This window comes from Flavobacterium sp. FlaQc-47, from assembly GCF_044006475.1.
Classification (GTDB): Bacteria; Bacteroidota; Bacteroidia; order Flavobacteriales; family Flavobacteriaceae; genus Flavobacterium.
The window spans coordinates 24,973-51,167 of record NZ_JBIPCQ010000009.1; the positions used below are offsets into that span (position 1 = coordinate 24,973).

Annotated in this window: 24 protein-coding genes; 3 read left to right on the top strand and 21 right to left on the bottom strand. The window is 33.4% G+C overall.

Annotated elements, in window-relative coordinates:
• Positions 1–28: 28 nt before the first annotated feature.
• From kynU to ACHRVX_RS22020, 19 genes are all read right to left on the bottom strand, one after another.
• Complete coding sequence (gene kynU, locus ACHRVX_RS21930) at positions 29–1,306, bottom strand: kynureninase (protein ID WP_395336305.1); 1,278 nt, start codon at positions 1,304–1,306, stop codon at positions 29–31.
• 164 nt (positions 1,307–1,470) lie between these two features.
• Positions 1,471–2,520 carry a tRNA preQ1(34) S-adenosylmethionine ribosyltransferase-isomerase QueA gene (queA, locus tag ACHRVX_RS21935; RefSeq protein WP_213300092.1) on the bottom strand — a complete coding sequence of 350 codons (1,050 nt, stop codon included), beginning with the start codon at positions 2,518–2,520 and terminating at the stop codon, positions 1,471–1,473.
• Positions 2,521–2,862: 342 nt separating this feature from the next.
• On the bottom strand, positions 2,863–4,086 hold the full coding sequence (gene aroA, locus ACHRVX_RS21940) for a 3-phosphoshikimate 1-carboxyvinyltransferase (RefSeq protein WP_395336307.1): 1,224 nt from the start codon (positions 4,084–4,086) through the stop codon (positions 2,863–2,865).
• A 134-nt stretch (positions 4,087–4,220) separates the two neighbouring features.
• Positions 4,221–4,547 carry a nucleotide pyrophosphohydrolase gene (locus ACHRVX_RS21945; RefSeq protein WP_012022600.1) on the bottom strand — a complete coding sequence of 109 codons (327 nt, stop codon included), beginning with the start codon at positions 4,545–4,547 and terminating at the stop codon, positions 4,221–4,223.
• 43 nt (positions 4,548–4,590) lie between these two features.
• Positions 4,591–6,609 carry a transglutaminase domain-containing protein gene (locus ACHRVX_RS21950; RefSeq protein ID WP_395336309.1) on the bottom strand — a complete coding sequence of 673 codons (2,019 nt, stop codon included), beginning with the start codon at positions 6,607–6,609 and terminating at the stop codon, positions 4,591–4,593.
• A 14-nt stretch (positions 6,610–6,623) separates the two neighbouring features.
• The gene (locus tag ACHRVX_RS21955) at positions 6,624–8,531 is read right to left on the bottom strand and encodes a DUF3857 domain-containing protein (protein ID WP_395336311.1); all 1,908 of its coding nucleotides are present in this window, start codon (positions 8,529–8,531) and stop codon (positions 6,624–6,626) included.
• 64 nt (positions 8,532–8,595) lie between these two features.
• The gene (dtd, locus tag ACHRVX_RS21960; RefSeq protein WP_395336313.1) at positions 8,596–9,048 is read right to left on the bottom strand and encodes a D-aminoacyl-tRNA deacylase; all 453 of its coding nucleotides are present in this window, start codon (positions 9,046–9,048) and stop codon (positions 8,596–8,598) included.
• 135 nt (positions 9,049–9,183) lie between these two features.
• Positions 9,184–10,161: a ribosome small subunit-dependent GTPase A gene (rsgA, locus tag ACHRVX_RS21965; protein WP_395336315.1), complete on the bottom strand. Its 978-nt coding sequence runs from the start codon at positions 10,159–10,161 to the stop codon at positions 9,184–9,186.
• 279 nt (positions 10,162–10,440) lie between these two features.
• Positions 10,441–11,523, bottom strand: a complete 1,083-nt coding sequence (locus ACHRVX_RS21970) for a chorismate mutase (protein WP_394776890.1) — start codon at positions 11,521–11,523, stop codon at positions 10,441–10,443.
• A gap of 13 nt (positions 11,524–11,536) precedes the next feature.
• The gene (locus ACHRVX_RS21975) at positions 11,537–12,394 is read right to left on the bottom strand and encodes a prephenate dehydrogenase (RefSeq protein WP_395336318.1); all 858 of its coding nucleotides are present in this window, start codon (positions 12,392–12,394) and stop codon (positions 11,537–11,539) included.
• 189 nt (positions 12,395–12,583) lie between these two features.
• Positions 12,584–13,729, bottom strand: a complete 1,146-nt coding sequence (locus tag ACHRVX_RS21980) for a pyridoxal phosphate-dependent aminotransferase (protein WP_395336320.1) — start codon at positions 13,727–13,729, stop codon at positions 12,584–12,586.
• Between the two features lie 112 nt (positions 13,730–13,841).
• Positions 13,842–14,681: a prephenate dehydratase gene (locus ACHRVX_RS21985; protein WP_395336323.1), complete on the bottom strand. Its 840-nt coding sequence runs from the start codon at positions 14,679–14,681 to the stop codon at positions 13,842–13,844.
• A 362-nt stretch (positions 14,682–15,043) separates the two neighbouring features.
• Positions 15,044–15,343: a type II toxin-antitoxin system RelE/ParE family toxin gene (locus ACHRVX_RS21990; RefSeq protein WP_395336325.1), complete on the bottom strand. Its 300-nt coding sequence runs from the start codon at positions 15,341–15,343 to the stop codon at positions 15,044–15,046.
• A complete protein-coding gene (locus ACHRVX_RS21995; protein ID WP_230715475.1) occupies positions 15,343–15,549 on the bottom strand; it encodes an addiction module protein in 207 nt (68 codons plus the stop codon). The genes ACHRVX_RS21990 and ACHRVX_RS21995 overlap by 1 nt, the downstream gene beginning before the upstream one ends.
• Positions 15,550–15,749: 200 nt before the next feature.
• Positions 15,750–16,922: a DUF1501 domain-containing protein gene (locus ACHRVX_RS22000; RefSeq protein WP_395336328.1), complete on the bottom strand. Its 1,173-nt coding sequence runs from the start codon at positions 16,920–16,922 to the stop codon at positions 15,750–15,752.
• A gap of 12 nt (positions 16,923–16,934) precedes the next feature.
• Positions 16,935–18,332, bottom strand: a complete 1,398-nt coding sequence (locus tag ACHRVX_RS22005) for a DUF1800 domain-containing protein (RefSeq protein ID WP_395336331.1) — start codon at positions 18,330–18,332, stop codon at positions 16,935–16,937.
• A gap of 427 nt (positions 18,333–18,759) precedes the next feature.
• Entirely contained in the window at positions 18,760–21,159 is a 2,400-nt protein-coding gene (locus ACHRVX_RS22010; RefSeq protein ID WP_395336334.1) for a ribonucleoside-diphosphate reductase subunit alpha, read from the bottom strand.
• 262 nt (positions 21,160–21,421) lie between these two features.
• Positions 21,422–22,399 (bottom strand): ribonucleotide-diphosphate reductase subunit beta, encoded by a 978-nt coding sequence (locus ACHRVX_RS22015; RefSeq protein WP_395336336.1) that lies wholly within the window; start codon positions 22,397–22,399, stop codon positions 21,422–21,424.
• 328 nt (positions 22,400–22,727) lie between these two features.
• The gene (locus ACHRVX_RS22020; RefSeq protein ID WP_395336338.1) at positions 22,728–23,303 is read right to left on the bottom strand and encodes a DUF3109 family protein; all 576 of its coding nucleotides are present in this window, start codon (positions 23,301–23,303) and stop codon (positions 22,728–22,730) included.
• A gap of 440 nt (positions 23,304–23,743) precedes the next feature.
• Between ACHRVX_RS22020 and ACHRVX_RS22025 the strand changes: the two genes are divergently transcribed.
• From ACHRVX_RS22025 to ACHRVX_RS22035, 3 genes are all read left to right on the top strand, one after another.
• Complete coding sequence (locus ACHRVX_RS22025) at positions 23,744–24,322, top strand: MarC family protein (protein ID WP_395336340.1); 579 nt, start codon at positions 23,744–23,746, stop codon at positions 24,320–24,322.
• Positions 24,323–24,427: 105 nt separating this feature from the next.
• Entirely contained in the window at positions 24,428–24,628 is a 201-nt protein-coding gene (locus ACHRVX_RS22030; protein ID WP_017496183.1) for a hypothetical protein, read from the top strand.
• A 1-nt stretch (position 24,629) separates the two neighbouring features.
• Entirely contained in the window at positions 24,630–25,235 is a 606-nt protein-coding gene (locus tag ACHRVX_RS22035) for an FAD-dependent oxidoreductase (protein ID WP_395336342.1), read from the top strand.
• 198 nt (positions 25,236–25,433) lie between these two features.
• On the opposite strand, the gene ACHRVX_RS22040 is transcribed toward ACHRVX_RS22035, so the two are convergent.
• Positions 25,434–25,745 carry a hypothetical protein gene (locus tag ACHRVX_RS22040; protein ID WP_395336344.1) on the bottom strand — a complete coding sequence of 104 codons (312 nt, stop codon included), beginning with the start codon at positions 25,743–25,745 and terminating at the stop codon, positions 25,434–25,436.
• Positions 25,746–25,821: 76 nt separating this feature from the next.
• Positions 25,822–26,187, bottom strand: coding sequence for a nuclear transport factor 2 family protein (locus ACHRVX_RS22045; RefSeq protein WP_395336346.1), 366 nt, complete (start codon positions 26,185–26,187; stop codon positions 25,822–25,824).
• Positions 26,188–26,195: the final 8 nt, after the last annotated feature.

Genomic DNA, 26,195 nt, shown 5'->3' on the forward strand with positions numbered 1-26,195 from the left:
ACTATCAGGATTAAGAGATTAATAACTTTTATTTTCCTAGAATTCCTTTTTTCAGGATTTGTCCAAAATTATACATGTCTTCATAAGAACAATATAACGGAACTGGTGCCAAACGAATAACATTAGGTTCACGCCAATCTGTAATAACACCGTTTTTCATTAAATAATCAAATAAACTACGACCTTCTCCGTGCAAAAATACTGATAGTTGTGAGGCTCTTTCTTCTGGGTTTGAAGGCGTAATAATTTCGAAATTGCCTTTTACTTCCTGATCTATTTCATGTAAAATAAATTCTAAATAAGATGTAATTTTATCTCTTTTAGCAATTAAAGCATCCATCCCAACCTCAGCAAACATTTCAACAGAAGCCAAATAAGGCGCTAAAGAAAGTACCGGCAAATTGCTTATTTGCCATCCATCAGCTCCGTGAACCGGATCGAAGTTTGGTTCCATCTTAAAACGACGTTCTTTATTATGTCCCCACCAACCTGCAAATCTTGGCAAGTCAGGATCATTATGATGTTTTTCATGAACAAAACAACCGGAAGCATTTCCAGGTCCTGAATTCATGTATTTATAACTGCACCATGCAGCAAAATCTACCTTCCAATCATGAAGCTCCAATTTGATATTTCCGGCAGCATGTGCCAGATCCCATCCTACTTTTGCGCCTGCTTTTTGTCCGGCTTCTGTAATGATTTTAATATCAAAAACTTGTCCGGTATAATAATTTACTCCGCCAATTAAAACCAAAGCCAGTTCATCACCTACTTCTTCAATTTTTGCCAGAACATCTTCCAGACGAATATTATGTTCACCTTCACGACGTTTGATTTCAACAATTGCATCTTCTGTTTTATATCCATGAAAATGCACCTGACTCTGAAACATATATTGATCTGAAGGAAAAGCTTTTTCCTCACAAATAATCTTATAACGCTTTCCTTTTGGCTGATAAAACGAAACCATCAATAAATGTAAATTTACTGTGAGAGTATTCATTACCGTAACTTCTGATGGCAAAGCTCCAACAATTTTACTTAAAGGTTCTGCAAATCTTTCCTGATAATCCCACCACGGTTTTTCAGCATAAAAATGACCTTCAACAGCAAGGTCTGCCCAATCATTCATTACTTCATCAATATATGCTTTGGTGCGTTTCGGCTGTAATCCCAAAGAGTTTCCTGTAAAATAAATCACTCGTTTGTCATTTACTTTCGGGAATATAAACTGCTCCTGATATTTATTTAAGGTATCTTCTGCGTCAAGCTGTTTCGCGAATTCGCGTGTATTTTGAAAAGTCATTTTTTTTGTTTTGAATCGTAAAAATAAACAATTGTTTCAAGTTTCAAGTTTCAGGTTTCAAGTTTAACGTTCAGAAAAACTTGAAACCTGAAACTTGAAACACTTTAAAAACAAAAAACCCATCATTACTGACAGGTTTTCTTATTTGAATCTATATTTTTAGATTAGATGATTAACATCGCGTCTCCGTAAGAATAGAATTTGTATTCTTCTTTGATTGCTTCTTCGTATGCTCTTTTCATCAAATCATGTCCACAAAATGCAGAAATCATCATTAATAATGTTGATTTTGGTGTGTGGAAATTTGTAATCATACAGTTTGCAATACTAAAATCATGAGGAGGAAAAATAAATTTATTCGTCCATCCTTCAAAAGGATTTAAAGTGTTTTGAGATGAAACTGAACTTTCGATAGCACGCATTGAAGTTGTTCCAACAGCGCAGATACGTTTTTTAGCAATTTTAGCTGCATTTACAATATCACAAGCTTCTTGTTTGATAATCAATTCCTCAGAATCCATTTTATGTTTTGATAAATCTTCAACCTCAACTGGATTAAAAGTTCCTAAACCAACGTGTAATGTTACTTCAGCAAAGTTAATTCCTTTGATTTCTAATTTTTTCAAAAGGTGTTTTGAAAAGTGTAAACCTGCAGTTGGTGCAGCTACAGCTCCTTCTTCTTTTGCATAAATAGTTTGGTATCTTTCAGCATCTTCCGCTGTTACTTCTCTACTGATATATTTAGGAATTGGAGTTTCTCCAAGTTCTGTTAATTTATTTCTGAATTCTTCGTAAGAACCGTCATATAAAAAACGTAAAGTTCTACCACGAGAAGTCGTGTTGTCGATTACCTCAGCAACTAAAGAGTCATCGTCACCAAAATAAAGTTTGTTACCAATTCTGATTTTACGAGCCGGATCAACTAAAACGTCCCAAAGACGTTGCTCTGAATTTAATTCTCTTAATAAGAAAACTTCAATTCTTGCTCCTGTTTTTTCTTTGTTTCCATACAAACGTGCAGGGAAAACTTTTGTATTGTTAAGAATCAAAACATCTCCGTCATCAAAATAATTGATAACATCTTTAAACATTTTGTGCTCTATAGTTTGTTTTTGACGATCGATTACCATTAAACGAGATTCGTCTCTGTTTTCTGCCGGGAATTCTGCTAAAAGTTCTTTCGGTAAATTAAATTGAAAATGTGATAATTTCATTTGAGAAAGTTATGAGTTATAGATTTCAATCAGGATTATTTGAAGACCTGATTTTTAATCGTGTGCAAATATACGATTGTGAGATAGGCGTTGTCAAGTGTTTTGATGTTTATTTTCAAAAGTCGTTGATTTAGTGGCGTTTTGACAACATAAAAAAATGGTTTTTCATCATAAAAGTGATATAAGTTCATTTAATATGGAATTCTTTGAAAATTGCTGTTATTTTATTTGGCTAAAGCCGAGAAGTTTGCGCATAAAAATAGCCTCAAGTTAAAACTGGAGGCTATTCAAATTATGATAATTTATTTTAAATGAACTTATATCACTTAATATGGTGGAAAATTACAATTCTGAAATTTGAAAATCTAAAGCTTTCAGGTCATTCCAGAAATCAGGATATGATTTAGAAACTACCTCAGCATTTTCAATAATAATTGGCACTTTTAGTGCTAAAGGCGCAAATGCCATTGCCATACGGTGATCATTATAAGTGGCAATTTTTACATTATGATTGATATTTCCTGAAGGTGTTAGGGTTAAACTATCATTTGTAACCGAAATATTAGCTCCTAATTTTGTCAATTCGATTCTAAGTGCTTCAAGTCTGTCGGTTTCCTTGATTTTCAAAGTATGCAGACCCGTCAAATGACAACCAATTCCTAAACCTAAACACGTTACAACAATTGTCTGTGCAATATCCGGTGTATTATTTAGTTCAAAATTTATCGTTCCAAATTTAAAATTCTCTTGTTTTACCAATGTCATTTTATTATCCTGAAAAGTAGTCTGAACGCCTAATTTTTCATAAAGAGATACTAATTCAGAATCTCCTTGTAAACTATTTTCTTTATAACTGCTTAAAGTTATTGAAGCTGTATCTGCTAAAGCCACTAAACTAAAAAAGTAAGATGCAGAACTCCAGTCAGATTCTACAACCATTTCTTTTGAAGCCACTTCAGCTTTTGGATATACTTTGATTACATTTCCTTCAAAACTAGTCTGAATATCTAAATCTTTCAGCAAAGCCAATGTCATTTTGATATACGGAATTGAAGTAATATCACCTTCTAAAGTCAGCTCTAGACCATTTTCTAATTTTGAAGCTACTAATAAAAGTGCCGAAATATATTGACTGCTTACATTTGCTGCCAAAGTAACTTTTGAAGCGGTTACTTTTTTTCCTTTGATTTTGATTGGCGGATAACCTTCTTCTTTTTCATAAGAGATTTCAACTCCCAATTGCCCCAAAGCTTCGACTAAAATTTTTATCGGACGTTCCTGCATTCTGCTTGAACCTGTCATAACAACGTCGCGACCTTCGTTTACGGCAAAATAAGCCGTTAAAAAACGCATTGCCGTCCCTGCATGATGTATGTCTACAATTTCGTCATTACCTGATAAAGCTTTTTGCATGACCTCACTATCATCAGAATTTGAAGTATTGGCAAGTGTAATATTTGGAAATAATGCTTTTAGTAACAATAAACGATTTGTTTCGCTTTTTGATCCTGTTACTGCAATTTGTCCTTGTAAATTATGTTGAGTTGTTTGAAGTAGTAAATTCATTTTTTTAATTGTAAATTGTGAATTATGAATTATGAATAATTAGAAACGTAATTCAGCCACGCAATTTACCACTCCCAACTCATAATTCAAAATTCAAAACTCATAATTCAAAACGGATGAGTGATATTTCACAATTATTTCAATTTATCGTTGTTTTTATGACGATCCTTATCGCGAACTGATTTCAAATCCATTTTTTTATCAAAAGCAGCTTGTAAATCTATTCCGGTTTGGTTGGCAAGACATAAAACTACAAAGACAACATCGGCTAATTCCTCGCCTAAATCTTTGTTTTTATCACTTTCTTTTTCTGACTGTTCACCATATCTGCGAGCAATAATTCTGGCAACCTCCCCTACTTCTTCGGTAAGTTGTGCCATATTGGTTAATTCGTTAAAATAGCGAACTCCGTGTTCTTTGATCCAGGTATCTACATCAAGTTGTGCATTTTTCAAGTCCATAGGTTATATTTTACGACAAAATTAGTTCTTATCTTTAATAGAACTATATTCTTTTTAAAACAATTTTTTCAGTTTCTTTTGCAATCATGCTTTTATAGTATTCTTTAAGCATTTCATATTGCTCTGTAGAAACTATTCCTTCATTAATTTGATGCTGAACACTTAGTTGCAATAAATTACCATTTGTCCCTATGTTAAATTTAAATACACCTAAATTATCCTGCATATTGATAACTGCCGACGCGGGCAATGTTTCAACCATAAATCCTTCAGGAATCTGAAGTGTTATATTGTACTTATCTGTAAAAGGAAATCCAAAATCAACCGGATATTCTCTAACTTCCTGTTTAAAAGGATTTTTTTCATTTGTAAAGAACAACATCGGGTTTACATATATTTTCCCGCCTATTACTTCACACAAATTATTTCCTGTAAACGTATATGTTTCTATCGTAGGCAACAACAATTCTTTTTCATTTTCTCTAGTATAATCGCTTATTTCGATTTTGCTATTTTGGTTTTCGAGTTTTTCCAAATATTCTTCTTCTTTAACTCCATAAATATTACCTCTGGTAATTAATGCATTATAATCTGTACATTGCCTTCTTGTTTTCCCAGTAACTTTTCCTTCCGTATCAATACTATAATTCATAAAAACAATATCATTCGAAGCTTTTTTGGGCATTAAATCCACTTCTTCAGAACTGCCATCTTTTCTAATCAATCTTCCTGACCAGTTTAAAGCTCTTAATGGTAAAATATTTGGAGTTGAAAACTTATCTGAAGCATCCAATAAGATATTTCCGTTTGGAGTTTCAACCGCAGCAATTACGTAGTTAAAAGCATTTCTGTTTGGGAAAATCGCGATTCCGTTAGAGCGAGTGCTTACTAAAACCGGATTTGCCGTTAAGCCCGCATAACGCAACATTGCCGTTAGCATTAAATTAATATCGGCTATATTTCCTGTTTTTTCCTTGTATGCTTTTTTAACGCCATTATCACAGCTATATCCTGTGTAATCATTCCATTTCACATTAGTTTTTACATGATTTAAAATGGCAAGTATTTTTTCATCACTTGTATTTTTCTCTTCAAGTATTTTTTTTAAATCTTCTTCAAAGTAACCCGTTTTGTTTAATTCAGGACCAAACTCATCGTACTCGTAAATTGTTTTCACTACTGAATTCCAATCTGTAGAGTACGACCTTACAGGTTGATTAGGAGATTTAACCATCGACAATTCATGCTGGACACTTGAAGTATAATTATCAATATTGTTCACAAAAGCTTCATCTTTTATTGCAGGAAAATCTACTGCTATATAAGTCATTTGCGTCTCTATGTAATCTAATTTATCTGTAGAAAATGTGGTTTGGGTATTTCCCCAACCACCTCCGGATCTTTCTTTATTTGAGAAAATTATTGATTTCGGATTTTTCTGAGTGTTAACTTTAGGAAAAACATACCCTTTTTGTCTTGAATTAAAGACATAATATTCTGGAACATAAGTTGAAAACTCAGAATAATTTACTGGAATACTGGTCTGAAAATCCCAATCTCTAATCATTCTGTCGCTGGGACTTCTAACCATATAACTAAATTCGATAACAGAACCTTCCTTCACATTAGGCATTGTTATTTTTTTTTGCCCTCTATATTTATTTACGATTTCATCAAAAGAACCGTCGCTCTTTAATTTTGTTTTTTCGATTTTACCATTTACCAAATTATAAGTAACAGCGTCAGAAAAACTTACTTTCTCTTTAATACCATTTGCATTATAATACCAGACGTTTTGATTTGCCCAGCTATAACCTTCTTTTTTATAAATTTTAATTCTGGTTTCAACTTCTGTTACAGTAATAAAACCATCATTTACATCATATTCAATTTTGGTTTTTCCTTTTTTGTACAAAATTGCAGCTGCTGCAGATGAATCTTTAGGATGTACTTTTTGCTCTAATTCCGCAATAGATACTTTTCCTAATTTAAATTCCTGAGCTGTGACTTTTGAAATAAAAAGCAACAGTATTGACAGACTTAAAAGTTTAATAAATTTCATGTGCTTGGTTATTTTTAATTCTTGGTTAGTATGATTTTGGCATTATCATTTCTTGAAACCCGCTCCATAAAAAGGCGATATTCATCATATTCCTTGTTAGAATATTTCCCTTTATTTAAAAGCATCGATCTTTTATAAGTCAGTTTATTATTTTCTTTTTTGATTATTTCGGTTTTATATTCTCCGAATTTTCCTTTCAACTCAAAATTTGCAGGTAAAAATTCGATTGTAAATCCCGTTGGTAAATTAATTTCGATTTCATCTGAATCTAAATAACCACGCTGAATTTGAAATGGACTTTTTCTATTTCGGATTCTTTTTACATTAGCCGAACTCTGATTAAAAGCATCGACGGTAAAAATCATTTTATTGGCTGAAATTGTCGCATAATTAGACGCGCTTATCTGGATATCCTCAGTAAAACGGATATTTTCCTTATTGTTAGTAAAGGCAATTTTCCCTAATTTAAGATTATTGATATTATCCCAATATTCTTTGTAATGCGATTCCTTTTCTGTTGGTTGTAAACTTTCTATTATTGCTTTTGAAGTATATTGAGAGCCTTCTGATATTATTGACACAGTACCCGTAAAATGACCATTTTCATCTATTGTATAAGTTCCTTTATCTTGTTGCGTATTTCCACGATCTTCATATAATTTAGTTCTTACAATTTCTCCGCCTTCCGGTTTAATAATCAAAACATCGCGATCATCTGTAAAAGTTCCCTGATACCCAAAAGGAGCATCCTGGCTTGTACATTCTAACCACGTATAATGATTTCCATTGGGGATAGATAAAATCATGTGATTTCCCTGCATCGACACAAAATCAGATTCGATGTTCGTTTTATAACTATCACCGTATAAAACTGTATTGTATGAGGGAACATCAACAACTTGCAAAAGTGCTTTTGTATAATTTGTCAGGGCTTTACAATCGCCATATCCTAAACGATCAACATCTGTGGCTAACATGGGTTTCCATCCGCCAATCCCAACCTGAATGCTGACATAACGTGATTTTTTTTGCACAAAGTCGTAGACTAATTGCGCTTTTTTGACAGGATCTTTTTCATCTCCTACAATGGCTTTGATTTTTGTCTTGGTTTCTTCTGATAAATCTGTAGTTCCTGCTAATATTTTTTCTGAATACCATTTTCCAAAATCAATCCAATTTGTAGCAGTCCCATCAACCCCTTCAAGATGAAAACGTTCTAAGCCCATCATTACTTTAGGAAAAAGATCTTTATATGACGGGCTGTAATCTTCTTTTTTTTGAGCTAAAATATTCGTGGCAATATATGAAAGTTGCGTATTTGTATCTGTTGCTTTTTTAATATTAAAACCTGAGAATTGAAATTCTTTCTTTTTAAAACCTAAATCAGATGGATAAATAATATTTAAAACAGATTTCTCAATACTTGTATTAAATCCTCTTAAAGGCATCCAATTAGGAAGAAAAGCAGTTGATGAAGTTTCTACTTCGCTGGTAAATTCAACTGTAAATGGATATGAAATTGCAGTATAATCTAAATAAATAATTCGGCTGTCAGAGAAAAGCGTGCTTCCGCCAACAACACTTTGGTCTTTAAAATCCTTTCTCTTGATTCTTTTAATTTCTTTTCCAAAAGCATCATAAACAATGGCTTCAATATTTTTAACCGATGTTGATTTGTCATAATACTCATAGGCTTGAGTGGCATCAAAACCTTTTTCGTTTAAAACCGTGACAATGCGATGATTTTTGGTATTTAGGCTTCGTTGTGATAAAATTGAAATATCAGTCTGATCAAAACGAACGATAGCATTTGCATTTTCTTTAATACTATCTGAAATTGCAGTAACGGCCAATTCGCTCTTTTGAGCAGAAGAAATAAGGGTAATAGAGAAAAAAAGGAGCGCAAAAAAATGCTTTTTCATTAGTAAGTAATTTCGTCAAATATATATTATTTTTAGAAATTCTTAACATTTGTCTAATAAAATTTTAATCTCTGTTTTTGCTGTCTATTAAAATTGTTACAGGTCCGTCATTCAGCAAATTAACTTTCATATCTGCGCCAAAAATTCCAGTTTGGATTTTCTTACCAAAGTCCTTTTCCAGACCATTAACAAAATTCTCATACATGGGGATTGCAAATTCCGGTTTGGAAGCTTTTAAGTACGAGGGACGGTTTCCTTTTTTTACAGCAGCATGAAGTGTAAATTGGCTTACTACAATTATATCGCCATCAATATCCTGAACAGAACAATTCATCACGTGGTTTTCATCACCAAAAATTCTCATTTTAATGATTTTTCCAACTAACCAATCAATATCTTCCTGAGTATCTAAATCTTCGATTCCTACCAAAATCAATAAACCTTTTTGAATATCAGCAACTTTTTGATTATCAATCGTTACTGATGCTTCCGAAACCCTTTGAAGAACTACTTTCATGTTAATGGTTAATTATGAATTGTAAATTGTTAATTATTCTGAAGATTATTGTTTGAGAAATTATTTTGGCAATTAAATTTGATCAGGCAAGCTTTGTAATCAATAATTAACAATTAACCATCAACAATTATTCAATTACTTTCTCAGTTCATCACTTGCTTTCCTGTCTTCATCATAATTATCTGTACGATAATTTTCATCGTCACCTTCTAATATTTTCAAGTAACTATTGTAACGTGACCAGGCGATCTCGTCTCTTTCTAAAGCTGCTTTTACAGCGCAATGAGGCTCTTCCTTATGTAAACAATTGTTAAACTTACATTGATCTTTTAATTTAAAAAATTCAGGAAAATATCCGCTGATTTCTTCTTTTTCCATATCTACAATCCCGAAACCTTTAATTCCCGGCGTATCTATAATTTTGGCATTAAAAGACAAATCATACATTTCGGCAAACGTAGTTGTATGCTGACCTTGTTTACTCGCTTCAGAAATGGTTTTTGTTTTAAGATGTAATGACGGTTCCATGGCATTTACCAAAGTTGATTTCCCAACACCTGAATGTCCGGAAAACATACTTACTTTACCAATCATCATTTCTTTTAATTCGTCAATACCTTTCATTTCGGTCGAAGAGACACGAAGACATTTGTAACCAATTTGCTGATAGACATATTGCATATACAATTGATCATCAAGAGTAGGTTCATCAAAAGTATCAATTTTATTAAAAACCAAAATCGTTTCAATATTATACGCTTCGGCAGTTACCAGAAAACGATCTATAAAGTTGAAGGTTGTTGGCGGATTATTAATCGTAATCAATAAAAAGACTCGATCAATATTCGAGGCGATAATATGCATTTGATGCGATAAATTAACCGATTTACGAACGATGTAATTCTTTCTTTCGTGAATATTAAAAATGGTTCCGGTTAAAGCATCCGAAGTTTCTTCGAGTTCATAATCGACAATATCACCTACAGCTATAGGATTCGTACTTTTAATACCTTTCATCCTAAACTTCCCCTTCATACGGCATTCTATAAAATCGCCTTTTTCTGATTTTACGGTGTACCAACTTCCTGTAGATTTATATACGAGTCCTGTCATTCTTTTATTTTAGATTGTTGATTTTAGATTTCAGATTTGAAAACTAAATCTTTGCAAAGATAAATGAATAATTTGAACCAGATAAGTTATATAAGGGAATAAAAATATGCTTGAATATTAGCTTTTGCTTAAAAATTGTTTGTAAAATGAAAAATCTCCAAGTTTCATTGAAACATGGAGATTTTCTAGGGAATTACAACAAGTGCTATAAGAAAATCTAAATTCAGTAGTAGCAAAAAACTTAAATTTACTTATATCACTGTATGTTTTAAAAGAATATTATGAGTTGATTACCTTTTCCTGGTGACCAATACTTTCCTGGTGAATTGCTTTAAACATTTTCAAAACAAACTCTTCAGTAAGACCTTTTTTCTCTCCTTCAAGGATCATTTTCCCTAAGATTTCATTCCAACGGTTGTTTTGAAGAATCGCTACGTTTGCATCTTTTTTCACCTGACCAATTTCGTCAGCTACCTTCATACGCTTTCCTAACAACTCTAATAAGTTAGCATCAAGAACGTCGATGTTAGCTCTTAATTTTGTCATTTTTTGAGTGTACTGATCTGTAGTATCATCCGTTTTTCTGATAGTCAAATCTTTAATGATTTGTTTCAAAGCATCTGGAGTAACTTGTTGAGCAGCATCAGACCAGGCGTTGTCCGGATCGTAATGCGTTTCGATAATCATACCGTCGTAGTTCAAATCTAAAGCCTCTTGAGTTACTTCAAAAATCATTTTACGATCTCCTGTAATGTGAGATGGGTCGATGATTAATGGTAAATCAGGGAATTTATTTTGCAATTCGATAGCAATCTGCCATTCCGGAATATTTCTGTATTTTGTTTTTTCGTAAGTAGAGAAACCTCTGTGAATAACTCCTAACTTTTCGATTCCGGCCATGTGTAAACGCTCAACACCACCTAACCATAAAGCTAAATCTGGGTTTACAGGGTTTTTAACCAAAACGATTTTATCAGTTCCTTTTAAAGTATCAGCAATTTCCTGAACTGCAAATGGGTTTGCAGTTGTACGTGCACCAACCCATAAAACGTCGATATCATGCTCTAAAGCCAGTTTACAATGCGCTGCAGTTGCAACTTCAGTCCCCATTAATAAACCAGTTTCTTTTTTAGCTTTTTGCAACCATTTTAAACCAATTTCTCCAACACCTTCAAATCCTCCCGGACGTGTTCTTGGTTTCCAGATTCCAGCTCTGAACACACTAACTTTTGAATCTTTCAATTCATGCGCAATTTTCAATACCTGATCTTCTGTTTCTGCACTACATGGTCCTGCTATCACAAGTGGGTGATTTAAATTGAAATCATCTAACCACTTTCTCATTTGTTTGTTATTTTCCATCTTAATTTTTAATTTATTTTTTTATTGTTAATCCGTTTAATATCTCTTTAATCTTATTTGTGCTTTCCATTTCTTCAAAAATGGCATTATAATTTTCATCTTTCAACAAATCCCTAAACCGACTGAGATTTGATATATATTCTTCTAATGTTTCAATAACATGTTCCTTGTTTTGCTTAAAAATCGGTGTCCACATTGCGGGTGAACTTTTAGCTAAACGAACCGTACTTTCAAATCCACTTCCCGCCATATCAAAAATATCCTGTTCGTCCTTTTCTTTATTCATTACCGTTTTACCCAGCATAAACGAACTAATGTGCGACAAATGTGAAACGTAAGCAATATGTTTGTCGTGTGAAGTTGGATCCATATATCGAATCCTCATTCCTATTTCTGAGAAAAGTTTTAATGCTTTTTCCTGCAATTTAAAAGTGGTTTTTTCCACCTCACAAATGATGTTTGTCTTTCCCTGAAACAAACCTCTTATCGCTGCCGAAGGTCCAGAAAATTCCGTTCCTGCAATAGGATGCGTGGCGATAAAATTTCTTCTTTTTGGGTGACTTGCAACAGCATCACAAATTGGTTTTTTAGTCGAACCCACTTCAAAAACAATTGTTTTATCTCCAACTAAATCCAACACTTTAGGTAAAACCATCAGCGCCACATCTACAGGAACCGAAACAATTACGAAGTCAGCCTCAGCCAAATCCTCAAAGCTTCCCGCCTGATCGATAACGCCTAAATCAATTGCTTCCTGCAAATGTTTCTCGTTATTATCTATTCCAAAAATAGTAGCATCAGGATGTTGGTCTTTGATGTCCAGCACCATCGAACCTCCTATTAACCCTATTCCTATTACGTATACTTTCATATTTATTTTTATTAGAAGCTAATCCTGCTATCCGTTTCAATCTTTTCTGCCAAACCCCGGCACAAAAGGATTTCCTCTACTATCAGGGCTAGGGCTTCTCGTTTTTTCAAGAACTTTTTTTACAAACTATGTCAAAATCTTGATTCTTTCTTCTTGATTCTTTCTTCTTTGATTCTAAAACCTTAACACTTAAAATCTATCTATCGCCTCTTGTACTTTCTCTTCTTTTACACATAATGAGAATCTAATATATCCTTCACCATTACTCCCGAAGATCGTTCCCGGTGTTATAAAAATGTGTTTCTCGTATAATATTTCGTCAATGAACTTTTCTGCTGATTCAATTCCTTCCGGAAGTTTCGCCCAAACAAAAAGCCCGACGCCTTCTTTATAAACTTCGCAGCCTAATTTTTCTGCTAATTTTTCTGTTAATTCTCTACGGCGTCTGTAAATTTTGTTTTGATCTTCGAACCAAGATTTATCACAATTCAAAGCTGCGATTGCTCCTTTTTGGATTCCGTAAAACATTCCGCTATCCATGTTGCTTTTTACTTTTAGAACTGCATCGATAATTTCAGGATTTCCTAAAACCATTCCCACTCTCCAGCCTGCCATGTTGAAGGTTTTACTTAATGAATTCAATTCCAGAGCGACATCTTTAGCACCTTCAATCTGCAATAAACTCATCGGATTATCATTCAAAACAAAACTATACGGATTATCATTAACCAATAATATGTTGTGTTTTTTAGCAAAAGCAACTAATTTTTCAAATAACGCTAAACTTCCTCTTGCTCCTGTTGGCATGTGCGGATATCCCAGCCACATAATTTTTACTTTCTCCATCTCTAATTTTTCCAAAGCTTCAAAATCCGGTTCCCAGGCATTTGCTTCTTTCAAATCGTAATAAACCGGAACTGCGCCTACCAAATTCGTTACCGAAGTATACGTTGGATAACCCGGATTCGGAATTAAAACGTGATCACCTTCATTTAAAAAAGCTAACGAAATGTGCATAATTCCTTCTTTCGAACCCATCAAAGGCAAAATCTCATTATTCGGATTTAATTCAACACCAAACTGATTCTGATAAAAATCTGCCATGCCTTTTCTCAATTCCGGTAATCCCTGATAGCTTTGATAACCATGCCCGTTTTCATCCAGAATCGCCGCAGCGACTGCTTCAATTACTGCTTTTGACGGACTCAAATCTGGGCTTCCAATTCCCATATTGATGATAGATTTTCCCTCAGACTGCAGCTGACGAACTTCTCTCAATTTTGATGAGAAGTAGTATTCTTCAACTGTATCTAATCTTTTTGCTGTTGTAATCATTTCTATTTTTTATTAAAAAAATGCTTTAGGCTTTAGGCCGCAAGCTTTATGCTTTTCACTTTTGACTTTTGACTTTTGACTTTATGACTTTATGACTTTCGACTTTCCAACTTTAAGACTGGCTCAAAGGTTTTGTGTTTTTATATTCTCCCAGAACTTTTAAATATTCTGCCATTATATTTAATAACGATTTGGCTTTTGCAAAATCTTCGTATTTCTCAAATGTTACATCTACAAAAAACGAATATTTCCAGGGTGTTTCAATTTTTGGAAGCGATTGAATTTTCGTTAAATTCAATTTACAATCGCTCATTACATTTAAAACTGCTGCCAGACTTCCTCTTTTGTGATCTAATTCAAATTTGATTGAAGCTCTGTTGATTTCGTTTTCCGGCAAAAATGAATTCTGCTTTTTGATAATTACAAAACGAGTCATATTGTTTTTTATCGTCTGAATTTCCGGCGCGATGATTTCCAAATCATACATTTCAGATGCCGTTTTACTTCCTATTGCTGCAATTCCGGTTAATTGTTTTTCCTGAATTCTTCTTGCCGTTTCAGCTGTATCTTTATCTTCAACCAATTTGATGTTTGGATATTGTTTCAAAAAATCCATGCATTGTAATAATGCCATTGGGTGCGAATGAACTTCTTTTATATCTTCAATTTTCTGACCTTTTAAAGTCATTAAATTTTGGTGAATGCTTAAATAATGCTCTCCAATAATGTGTAAATTATTCTTGTCAATCAAAGCATAATTCGGAATTATTGGTCCCGCGATAGAATTTTCAATTGCCATAACTGCCTGATCTGATTTTCCTGAAAGCAGACTGTCAACCAACTCTTCAAATGACAAACATTCATCAATTTCCACATTTTCAGAGAAATACTCTTTCACAACCTGATGATGAAAAGAACCTTTTATACCTTGTATTGCAATTTTCGTTGTCATATATTCAAAAAAAAATCCTGATTTTCATCAGGATTGTATATTAGTTTTATTTGTCGTTTTAATTTTCTCAAATAACCATAGCACAATCCTTACTTCTACTAAAGAAGAAATAAAAAGAGTTGCTAAAATAAAAACGGTTATTAGACATTTTGTTTGTGTTTTTCAATAAATTCTCTGCGAATGTATAAATTATTTTCAGTGCACCAAAAAAAATATTGCATTTTATGAAACAAAAAAGGATTTCTTAACAAATTTAGCAGGTTTTGTATGATAATATAAAAATACGAGCTTAAAATGGGATATTTACAATGTGTTTTTCTAAGGCGCTAAGGTTTGGAGTTGCTAAGATGCTAAGATTTCATCTACAAGTTTAATCTCTTCGACCAGTTTTTAGGAGAACGCGATGTATGAAATACGCCTATTACAACAATTTCATCTTTCTCAAACCGATAGTGAATCCCATAAGGAAATCTTGAAATAAATCTAATTTTCACATTTTTGTATTTCTTTTGAAAAGCATTCGGGTTTCTTGAGATTTCATCTAGTCCCGCTTCCAAGCAAAGTTCAAAATCATACGAAAGCCCAATTCTTTGTTCTTCATACCAAATAACAACATCTTCAACATCAAATAACGCTTCTTTAACAAACCTAATTCTATGCATTATCTAATCGATCTTAAATGAGCCTTAACCTCATCCCAAGTATATAACTCAGTTTTCCCCTCTTCTAAATTTTGAATACGAATATCTAATTCTCTCTTCACATCATCAGAAACTTCTAAATTCTCTTTAGAAACACTATCCCATAGTTGTTCAGCCAAAACAATTTTTTCTGCATCACTATATTTAGATAAATTTTTGATTTCCATATTTTCAGTATTACTAATATTATCAATGTTACAAATTTAATCAAAATTACGATGCATTGGGTTTAATAAAAACGAGCATTTTTTTTCGCCACGAATTCACGAATTAGCACAAATTCACTGCCGATTAAAATTCAATTTCTCTAATTCTACATCAGCATTTAAACATTATAAAAATTCGTGAAAATTGGTGAAATTCGTGGCTAGCTATAAAACAATCCAGAAACTGGCGCATTCCTAATCCCAATTTTAGAATAATCAAAATTCATTTTCTCTTTCAATAAAGAAGCATACACACTTCTGAAATCAATTTCATATTTTAAATCACCATTATCTAAATCAGCTAAGTTTGGATTATTCCCTAAAATTGTTCCTTTATTATTTCCGCCAATGATAAACATTGGAGCTGCGGTTCCATGATCGGTTCCGTTGCCGTTGTCTTTTACTCGTCGTCCAAATTCCGAGAATACAACAATAGTAACGTTTTGAAGTAATTGAGCCTGTTTCAAATCCTGATAAAAACTAAATAACGCATCATTCAAATCCGTTAATTTTTTCTCGTGAATGGCGAGTTGATTATCATGCGTATCGAATCCTCCGAGTGAAGTGTAATATACTTTTGAGTTCAGGTTTCCTTTGATTAATCGTCCAATCCATTCCAGATTTTTAGACAAATCTGTTTTGGGATAACTAGTTTCCGATTTTGATTTTGCCAATGCTTTCTGGATTTCATCGGATCCTTCTGTTACGGAATTTGCAATTTTTCGAACAAAATCTAATTGCGGATTATCTGATAAGGTTACATTTTCTTCTTTACTTCCTTTTATCTTAAATCGATTCGGGTCTTTAACGGTTATCGAATTGGGCTCCATTCCTTTTAATGCCAGATTATCGATCGAATCCAGATTTATTCCAGCCGTTGCCTGATGTCCGTTGCATTGCAAATCGAGATAACGTCCCAACCAGCCTTCGTTGATATACTTATTCGAATCAGCTGCAGTTTGCCAAATTTCCTGACTACGAAAATGAGATCGAATAGGTTCCGGATATCCAACATTCTGAATCACGGTTAAATCTCCGTTTTGCTGCATTTGAGCAAAATCTTTTAACGAGGGATGAAATGCCATTCCTTTATTTTTTCCAATAACTACATCTTTATTTAAAGCGATTTTAGTCCTTAAATCATAATATAACGGATTGTCATACGGAATAAAAGTATTCAATCCGTCGTTTCCTCCATTTAACTGAACAAAGACGATACACTGCTCTCCGATTACCAAATTATTTTGTGTGCCAAAAGCGTGTAAAAAATCAGGAAGCACGAGCAATCCGCCAGTAAAAGTTCCTGTAAGCGTTAGAAAATTCCTTCTGTTCATAACTGTAGCTTTCTAAATTAATTGATATTCGGGTAGTTTCGTGATATAATCAAAGAGTCGTATTACGGCAAAGTTGGCGTGTTCTTCTTTTGGGTCAAAATCGTATTTCAGTAAATTTTCCATGTCTTTTTGCATCGAATCATTCACTTTAAATAATAATCGGTTCGATAACTCGGTAATTATCATTTTATTATTTCCGTTAGGATCAAAATCTATTTTTACATCGATTTTCTCCAATTCTGTCTTTGGTTTATCCGTATCCGAAGTCATGGTATTCAGCACTTTTCTGGTAATGCTTCTTCCGCTGCAAAGCAAATCTGAGGTATTGTTGCGCTGCAAATAAATCTGCGAAGTCAGCCAGGAATTTCCGCCATCCCAACCTTTTACATTCACCTGATTGTACAAATCCATTCCTTGCTGCTTTAGAAAGAACATAACGATACTGTCATCAATATCATCAATATCCAATTCATCCAAAAGCTGTAGAATATAAACTAACGGATCTTTGATTTTAGTCCCCGAAGTTTCTTTCTTATATTCTTCGGTAAATATTTTAGTCAGTAACGGTTCCATTTCAAACTTTATTTTTCTGAAATAATCCCCATAATACCTCACTACTTTTTCTGAAGGATTATCATAAATAAACCATTTGAGAATTTTTCTGGTTATTAAATATGGGATTTCTTTTTGTTCGAAAATAATATCAACAAGATCATCGGCTTTCCAATTTCCTGTTTTCCCGAAATAAGTTTTATCGCTATTATCTTCTATATTTTTTCTGTAAACTGCGCCGTCATCTCCATAATTTAATCCTGCCAGAGCTCTTGCGCCTTCTTTGATATCACTTTCAGAATAATTCCCGATGCCAATTGTGAATAATTCCAGTAATTCCCGACTTAGATTTTCGTTGTATTTGCCTTTTTTATTATCGACATTGTCCAGGTATTTCACCATTGCATTCGATTTTAAAATTTGTTTGGTGAGTTCTTTGAAATTTCCAAAAGCGTGTTCACGTAAAATCATATTGTGCTGGTAAATCCAGTAATTGACTTTTACTTTTTGAGTTGTCGAAACGAAATGATTGTGCCAGAAACAAACCATTTTTTCGCGTAACGGAAATTCATCGTTTCGCATTTTGGCAATCCACCATTTTTTTAGCTCAACGGCAGAATAAATCTCTTTTTTTTGGATTTTTTTCTTTTCTTCTGAATCCGCGGTTTTTATGGATTCGCGTAATTCCTTAAGTTCAAGAAGTGTTTTAGGATCGTCGTTTAAAAAAGCCGGAAGTTGTGTATCGAATTTTGAATCATAGGAATGTTTTAGAAATTTTTCTAATCCTAGTTTCTCAATTGTATCGGATTCTTTTCCGGAAAAACCCAATCGTAACGTCCAAAGATTGCTTTTTTTCATAACGCAGGAATTTGTTTAGCAATAAGACTCGACTTTTTCTCAAAGGTTTAAATTGAGAAAGGATCTGAGGTTCTTAGATACTAAGGTGCTGAGTTTTAAAAATCTTTGGTATTAATTAGAACGGGGAATTTTGGTAGATATTGTAATCTGACTAAGATTGTCGACTTTGATTGCGTAGAACGGATTGAAATCCATCCTTAAAATATCATTTGTTCCTTCGGAACGTAATTCACAAAGTTCCGGTAATTAAATAGCCCTGATTGAAGTGGAAATCCTTTTTTATTTTTTCTTTAAAAATAAGAAAGATTGTAACGAAAAGCGGGAAATAGCTCCCAAAAAAAAGCAGCTATCATTACAATAACTGCTTTCTATTATTTAAAAGAATAAAATCTTTCCTCTTTATTCTATCTTCTTTTTTCTAAAAAAATTAAGATCCACACATTTCACAATCTTCAGGATCTCCGGCTTGTGCTTTTAGCAACATCGCTTTGTATTCCTCAACACTGATAGATTCTGTTTCCGGAACCAAAACTGCTGCCGGTGCATCTTCTTCTTTTTTATCGTTGTTTAATGTGAATTTAATCGCATCAACCGCAGATTTTGTTCTTAGGTAATACATTCCTGTTTTTAAACCTGATTGCCAAGCATAAAAGTGCATTGACGTTAGTTTAGAATAGTTCGCATCCTGCATGAACAAGTTCAATGATTGTGATTGGTCAATAAAATAACCTCTCTGACGTGACATATCGATAATGTCTTTCATCGACATTTCCCAAACGGTTTTGTATAATTCTTTAAGGTCTTGCGGAATCACATCAATATTTTGAACTGATCCGTTATGACGCATGATTTCTTGTTTTAATGTTTCGTTCCATAAACCTCTGTCTACTAAATCGTGAAGTAAGTGTTTGTTTACTACGATAAATTCTCCAGACAATACACGACGTGTGTAAATGTTTGATGTGTAAGGTTCGAAAGCTTCGTTGTTTCCAAGAATTTGTGAAGTCGAAGCAGTTGGCATTGGCGCTACTAATAATGAGTTACGAACTCCATGTTCCATTACTTCTTTTCTTAATGAAGCCCAGTCCCAACGTCCTGATAATTCTTCATCTTTCATTCCCCACATATTGTATTGGAATTCTCCTTTTGACATTGGAGAACCTTCAAATGTAGAATATGGACCTTCTTCTTTTGCCATTTCCATAGAAGCGGTTACTGCTGCGAAATATAATGTTTCGAAAATTTCCTGATTTAATACTTTTGCTTCATCACTTGTAAACGGCATACGCAGCATGATAAAAGCATCTGCTAAACCTTGAACTCCTAATCCTACCGGACGGTGACGTAAGTTTGAATTTTCAGCTTCTTTTACCGGATAGTAGTTTCTGTCGATTACTTTGTTCAGGTTACGAGTTACACGTTTTGTAACACTATAAAGTGCTTCGTGATCGAATTTTCCGTTCTCAATAAACATTGGTAACGAAATAGAAGCTAAATTACAAACTGCAATTTCATCTTTAGAAGTATACTCCATAATCTCAGTACACAAGTTTGATGAACGAATTGTTCCTAAGTTCTTGTGATTTGATTTACGGTTTGCTGCATCTTTGTACAACATATAAGGCGTTCCTGTTTCGATTTGCGATTCAAGGATTTTCTCCCATAATTCACGTGCACGAATGGTTTTTCTACCTTTTCCTCTAAATTCATAATCAAGGTACATTGCTTCGAATTCTTCTCCGTAAACATCGTATAATCCAGGACATTCGTTAGGACACATTAAAGTCCATGATGCATCTTCCTGAACACGTTTCATGAATAAATCAGATGTCCACATAGCGAAGAATAAATCTCTTGCACGCATTTCTTCTTTTCCTGTATTTTTCTTTAAATCTAAGAAATCGAAGATATCCGCATGCCATGTTTCGATATAAATCGCAAAACTTCCTTTACGTTTTCCGCCACCTTGGTCTACGTAACGCGCCGTGTCGTTGAAAACTCTCAACATCGGAACAATTCCGTTTGAAGTTCCGTTTGTACCACGAATATAAGATCCTGTTGCACGAACGTTATGAATAGAAAGACCAATTCCTCCCGCTGATTGTGAGATTTTAGCCGTTTGTTTTAATGTATCATAAATACCATCAATACTATCATCCTGCATTGCCAAAAGGAAACAAGAAGACATTTGTGGTTTTGGAGTTCCTGCATTAAACAACGTTGGCGTTGCATGCGTAAAGAACTTTTTAGACATTAAGTCATACGTTTCAATTACTGATTTTAAATCGTCAAGGTGAATACCTACCGAAACACGCATCAACATATGTTGTGGTCTTTCGACGATTTTTCCGTTTATTTTTAACAAATATGAACGCTCTAAAGTTTTAAAACCAAAGTAATCGTAATTGAAATCTCTTGTATAAATGATATGAGAATCCAAGAACTCTGAGTTTTCCTGAATTACTTTGAATACTTCATCCGAAAGTAATGGCGCTTCCTGACCATTTCTTGGATTTACATATAAGTACATATCTTTCATCGTTTCTGAAAACGATTTTTTTGTATTTGAATGTAGGTTTGAAATTGCCACACGCGCTGCTAATTGTGCATAATCAGGATGCGCAATTGTCATAGAAGCTGCCGTTTCTGCCGCAAGATTATCAAGTTCAGAAGTTGAAACCCCATCATACAATCCTTCGATAACACGCATGGCTACCTTAACAGGATCTACAAGCTCATTCAAGCCGTAACACAATTTTTTGATTCTTTCTGTAATCTTATCAAACATTACGGGCTCTTTGTGGCCATCTCTTTTTACTACATACATAAGCTTACTTTTTTAGTTTATTGAAAAAATGAAAGTCACTAGAAAACGAATTCACAGACTTAAACATTGTGTATTTTTTAATTATTTTTTAAGAATTATAGCATTCTCAATAGCTGCCCTTTTCCAGTCTGAAATCAAACCGAAAATGCGTTAAAAATTATTGAATCTTCGATTTGGGAAAGGAGATTCTAAAAATGTTTTGTTATAAAATTTTAATCTTAATCAGTGTTTATTTAGGAAAAACACTAAAATATTTTGTTGTCTAAAAATCTGCATCAAATGAAATTTTCTGAGCATCACTATCTGTGTTCATCACACCGGATTTTTGATACTCGGCAACTCGTTTTTCAAAGAAATTGGTTTTTCCCTGAAGTGAGATCATATCCATGAAGTCAAACGGATTCGCTGATCCATACACACGCTCGCAACCTAACTCTACTAACAATCTGTCAGCAACAAATTCAAGGTATTGTGTCATTAAAACGGCATTCATACCTATTAAACTTACCGGAAGAGATTCTGTAACAAATTCTCTTTCGATATCTAAAGCATTAACTATAATTTCTTTAATTCTTTCTTTTGGCACTTTATTAATCAGGTGATGATTGTGTAAGTGTACTGCAAAGTCACAGTGAACACCTTCGTCACGAGAAATCAATTCGTTTGAGAAAGTCAAACCTGGCATTAATCCACGTTTTTTTAACCAATAAATAGAACAGAAAGCTCCTGAAAAGAAAATTCCTTCAACCGCAGCAAAAGCAATTAGTCTTTCAGCAAACGAATCAGAGTCGATCCATTTTAAAGCCCAGTCTGCTTTTTTCTTAATTGCAGGAAAAACTTCTAATGCATTAAACAATTCTGCTTTCTCTGCTTCATCTTTAACGTAAGTGTCAATTAATAAAGAATACGTTTCGCTGTGAATGTTTTCCATCATGATTTGAAATCCGTAGAAAAACTTAGCTTCTGCATATTGAACTTCGTTAACAAAATTTTCAGCAAGATTTTCATTTACGATTCCGTCAGAAGCTGCAAAGAATGCTAATATGTGTTTAATAAAATATCTTTCGTCGTCACTCAGTTTATTATTCCAGTCTGTCAAGTCTTGGTGCAAATCGATTTCTTCAGCAGTCCAGAAACTAGCTTCCATTTTCTTATACCATTCCCAAATATCATGATGTTTGATAGGAAAAATAACGAAACGATTTTTATTTTCTTGTAATATTGGTTCGACTTGTGACATGGTAATTTTTGTTTAATTTTTGTACTGAATTTTTGCTAATTCAGTAGACTACAAAGATTGTCATTTATCGCTAAAAATGAAAGCCAAACTTATTCACAATTCGGCATAGTTTTTAACAACGGACAAAAATGAGATACTTTTCAGACAATTATTAATTATTTGTAAATGAGACATTTAATATAGTCTTCGACACCTAAAGTCCCCGTAGAATATAGAATTTTTGAAATAAAAAGCAAGAATTTTTTAATTGTTTTAAAAAGTTTCTTTTGAGTTAAAACTTTATTTTTTGAGTTAAAAAATGTCTTCAAAAAGAGGTAACTAAAGCGCCTTATTTTTTACTTATTTTAAGTTCCTCGGCTACTTTTTCAAGCTCTAAATACCAATCCTGACCAAAACGGCGAATCAGCGCTTCTTTTACAAATTTATAGACGGGAACTTCTAACTCTTTCCCTAAAGAACAGGCATCATCGCAAATATCCCATTTATCATAATTTACCGCCGCAAACTCTGTAAAGTCTTTTACACGGATTGGGTATAAATGACAAGAAACTGGTTTTTTCCAATCTACGATTCCCTGATTGTATGCTTGTTCGATTCCACAAAGTGCTGTTTTGCCATCAAAAATAACATAAGCACAATCCTTTTCATCGATTAACGGCGTTTCAAGATCGCCATCAGTTCCTTTAACCCAGGTTCCCTGAGCTTCAATTGCCGCAATTCCTTCTTTACGTAAAAAAGGTTTTACTTTAGGATAAATTTCCTCCATTATTCTGGTTTCTTCTTCACTTAATGGAGCGCCCGCATCTCCGTCAACACAACAAGCTCCTTTACAAGCTGACAAGTTGCACACAAATTCTTTTTCAAGAATATTTTCTGAAATAATGGTTTTCCCTAGTTGAAACATGATAATAAAGTACTGAAATTTATAAAGTGCAAAGATAGACAAAGAAAGCAGATGAAATGAGATTAAATTTTACTAAGCAGTTTGGTTAGATTTTAACGCAGAGATACGCAAAGTTTTTTCGCAAAGATTCGCAGAGTTAAATTCATTGGATGTCTTTTTTAAGTTCACAAAGCTTTGAAATTTAACTTTCGCAAAGCTTATCAAAAGCCTTTGTGTATCTCTGTGGTAAAACTCACAAGCCTAATAAAATCTAAAAATCACTTTGCGAAACTCTGTGAAAATCTTTGTGAATCTCCGTGGTAAAGCTATAAATTGTTACAAATATCACTTTTTAAACCTATTAAACGTGTTTTTATAACAAAAGTATCTGGTATTAAAAAAACGCCTACCTTTATTATCTACCTTTGCAAAAAATTTTAAACGCTTAAAATCAAAGTAATATGTTAGAAATTGACTTTAAAGAAATTGCTACTGTAGGAATGGTACTTTTTGCTGTAATTGATATTGTAGGCTCAATTCCTATAATTGTCAATTTAAGAGCTAAAGTTGGACACATCGAATCCGAAAAGGCTTCGATTGTTGCCGGTGCAATTATGATAGTCTTTCTGTTTGTTGGAGAAGGTTTTTTGAGCCTTATAGGCATTGATGTGCATTCGTTTGCGGTTGCGGGTTCATTCGTTTTATTTTTTCTTGCTTTAGAAATGATTTTAGGAATCAGAATCTATCGTGACGAGGAACCGGGATCAGCTTCTATTGTTCCTTTGGCGTTTCCGTTAATTGCCGGAGCAGGAACTATGACGACTTTACTTTCACTGCGATCTCAATTTCATACCATTAATATTATTATTGCTATTTTACTGAATATTATTCTTGTTTATATCGTTTTGAAATCGTCTAAAAAAATCGAGACTTTATTAGGAGAAAACGGACTTGGCGTTGTCCGCAAGACATTTGGAGTCATACTTTTAGCAATTGCTGTTAAATTATTCGCTGCTAATGTTAAAGGTTTGTTCGTCTAACTTTTATTTTTATAAATTTACCCCATAAAATTTTAAAAATATCACTTAAAGACATTTTTAGCTCTTCAGGTTTACTTTAGTATTTTAGACAAACAAACAACCATTATGAAAATTTTTACTTCAATCTTAGTGCTTCTGGCATTAGCTTTAATTGTTTTTAATATTACGTTGCTAGACTTCAAAAATCCTTTTCAGGGAGACAGTGTAGTTGCTTTTATTGGAATCGCAGCTTCATTTTGTGCCGTTTTAATTCTTTTGATTTTTAGAATTTCTAAAAGAATCGAAGAAAAAACAAACGGTCGATAATATGTTTGACGTTTTAATTATTGGCGGAGGCGTTTCAGGCATGTCTTGTGCTCTGGTTTTAGGCTCAGCCAAAAACAAAGCTTTTGTTACCGATAAAAAAATCGGAATTTTTACGCACCAAAAAAATTCTTCTTTACAGGAAGCAATTTTCTACAATGCTTATGGCATAACGCCAGGCAAATTAGGATCTGATTTACTTATAGAGAGCACGCAGGATTTAGCAATGTCTTATCCGCATATTGCTCAGATTGCTAATGAAAAGGTAATTAAAATTCAAGGATCTTATCCTGAATTTACGGTTACTACAAACAAAAACGCTTACAAAACAAAAAGTATAGTCGTAGGAATTGGTTCTGCAAATACTTTTGATATTGAGGGTTTAACACAATATATTGAACCTCACAAAAAAGCATTACCGGAAAAACAACGTATTCAGCTCAAAAACGACGATCATAAAGTAGCTAACGGTATTTATGTTATTGGAACTTTAGCGGGCTGGAGAAGCCAACTGGCAATTGCTGCCGGAAGTGGCGCTGCTGTTGCCACAGATATTCTTACTTTATGGAATAACGGTGTGCAAACTCATTCGCACGATAGTATTCGATAAAAACTCACTATAAAATTATTAAACCATATAAGCTACATAAGTTCATTTAATTTATGCGCGAAGCATTTATACGAACTTATATAACTTATATGGTTTGCTTTTTTTACCTAACCAAAAAAATCTTAGATCTGTTCTATAAGTCCCTAATCTATGCGCAACGCATTTATATTTACTTATATAGATTATGTGGTTCAATTTTTACTTTACCGAAACAATCTCTCTAACCGTCATATGTTTCTCTGTATCAGTTTTCCAGATTTCTCCTTTTAACGAAACTGCATCACCTTCTTTAAATCTCTTGTAGTTTTGAGGCCCTCCAACATTTACAATGCTAATTACAGCATAATAAACCTCGTTTTTATCTGTGTTGATTTTAGCGGTATAACCGTCTTTTCCGTTTTCGATAGATTCAACTTTTCCTGAGATCGTATTTTTATCTTTAATACCTGCACAAGAAATAACAAATGTCATTAACATTATTAGAAAACTTACTCTTTTTAGATTTTTCATATTTTATATTTTATGTAAAGCTCGCTCATTCTCAAGAAAGATCTATTACATTATATTTTAAAAAATTATTATTATTTTATTGTAAAGCGGCGCAACTTCCGGCAATTACTTTAAAATTTTCTTCAAATTGTTTCCAAACTCTTATATACCTGAAAGCACCATTTAAGATATTGCCCTCATAAGTTCCTTTTAGCATGACAGTCACCGCAACTACAGCCGTATCATCAATTATATTAATAAGCTGATCTGAAGCGTCTAAAACGTCGATTTTCATTTTACCTGAACGATAGGATTCTAAATCAAATTCCTTATTGATAGTTTGTGCGTCCGGCAAATTGAAAAGTAAATCATCGTGCAGCATTTTATCCAAAGTTGGAATATCAGCCATTTTAATTGCCGTTAACAGTTCGATTTCAGCATTTACAATATTTTCTATTTTCATTTGATTCA

Bases quoted from the DNA above. Each gene is read 5' to 3' on its own strand.
- ACHRVX_RS22030 (WP_017496183.1), top strand. From the start codon at position 24,428: ATGAAAATTTTTACTTCAATCTTAGTGCTTCTGGCATTAGCTTTAATT.
- ACHRVX_RS22005 (WP_395336331.1), bottom strand. From the start codon at position 18,332: ATGAAAAAAAGCAATCTTTGGACGTTACGATTGGGTTTTTCCGGAAAA.
- ACHRVX_RS22015 (WP_395336336.1), bottom strand. From the start codon at position 22,399: ATGTCACAAGTCGAACCAATATTACAAGAAAATAAAAATCGTTTCGTT.
- ACHRVX_RS21995 (WP_230715475.1), bottom strand. From the start codon at position 15,549: ATGGAAATCAAAAATTTATCTAAATATAGTGATGCAGAAAAAATTGTT.
- ACHRVX_RS21950 (WP_395336309.1), bottom strand. From the start codon at position 6,609: ATGAAATTTATTAAACTTTTAAGTCTGTCAATACTGTTGCTTTTTATT.
- aroA (WP_395336307.1), bottom strand. From the start codon at position 4,086: ATGAATTTACTACTTCAAACAACTCAACATAATTTACAAGGACAAATT.
- ACHRVX_RS21990 (WP_395336325.1), bottom strand. From the start codon at position 15,343: ATGCATAGAATTAGGTTTGTTAAAGAAGCGTTATTTGATGTTGAAGAT.
- ACHRVX_RS22040 (WP_395336344.1), bottom strand. From the start codon at position 25,745: ATGAAAAATCTAAAAAGAGTAAGTTTTCTAATAATGTTAATGACATTT.
- rsgA (WP_395336315.1), bottom strand. From the start codon at position 10,161: ATGACAGGACTCGTATATAAATCTACAGGAAGTTGGTACACCGTAAAA.
- ACHRVX_RS21955 (WP_395336311.1), bottom strand. From the start codon at position 8,531: ATGAAAAAGCATTTTTTTGCGCTCCTTTTTTTCTCTATTACCCTTATT.
- ACHRVX_RS21980 (WP_395336320.1), bottom strand. From the start codon at position 13,729: ATGATTACAACAGCAAAAAGATTAGATACAGTTGAAGAATACTACTTC.
- ACHRVX_RS22035 (WP_395336342.1), top strand. From the start codon at position 24,630: ATGTTTGACGTTTTAATTATTGGCGGAGGCGTTTCAGGCATGTCTTGT.
- ACHRVX_RS22020 (WP_395336338.1), bottom strand. From the start codon at position 23,303: ATGTTTCAACTAGGGAAAACCATTATTTCAGAAAATATTCTTGAAAAA.
- ACHRVX_RS21975 (WP_395336318.1), bottom strand. From the start codon at position 12,394: ATGAAAGTATACGTAATAGGAATAGGGTTAATAGGAGGTTCGATGGTG.
- ACHRVX_RS22045 (WP_395336346.1), bottom strand. From the start codon at position 26,187: ATGAAAATAGAAAATATTGTAAATGCTGAAATCGAACTGTTAACGGCA.
- dtd (WP_395336313.1), bottom strand. From the start codon at position 9,048: ATGAAAGTAGTTCTTCAAAGGGTTTCGGAAGCATCAGTAACGATTGAT.
- queA (WP_213300092.1), bottom strand. From the start codon at position 2,520: ATGAAATTATCACATTTTCAATTTAATTTACCGAAAGAACTTTTAGCA.
- ACHRVX_RS22025 (WP_395336340.1), top strand. From the start codon at position 23,744: ATGTTAGAAATTGACTTTAAAGAAATTGCTACTGTAGGAATGGTACTT.
- ACHRVX_RS22010 (WP_395336334.1), bottom strand. From the start codon at position 21,159: ATGTATGTAGTAAAAAGAGATGGCCACAAAGAGCCCGTAATGTTTGAT.
- ACHRVX_RS22000 (WP_395336328.1), bottom strand. From the start codon at position 16,922: ATGAACAGAAGGAATTTTCTAACGCTTACAGGAACTTTTACTGGCGGA.
- ACHRVX_RS21985 (WP_395336323.1), bottom strand. From the start codon at position 14,681: ATGACAACGAAAATTGCAATACAAGGTATAAAAGGTTCTTTTCATCAT.
- ACHRVX_RS21970 (WP_394776890.1), bottom strand. From the start codon at position 11,523: ATGGAAAATAACAAACAAATGAGAAAGTGGTTAGATGATTTCAATTTA.
- ACHRVX_RS21945 (WP_012022600.1), bottom strand. From the start codon at position 4,547: ATGGACTTGAAAAATGCACAACTTGATGTAGATACCTGGATCAAAGAA.
- kynU (WP_395336305.1), bottom strand. From the start codon at position 1,306: ATGACTTTTCAAAATACACGCGAATTCGCGAAACAGCTTGACGCAGAA.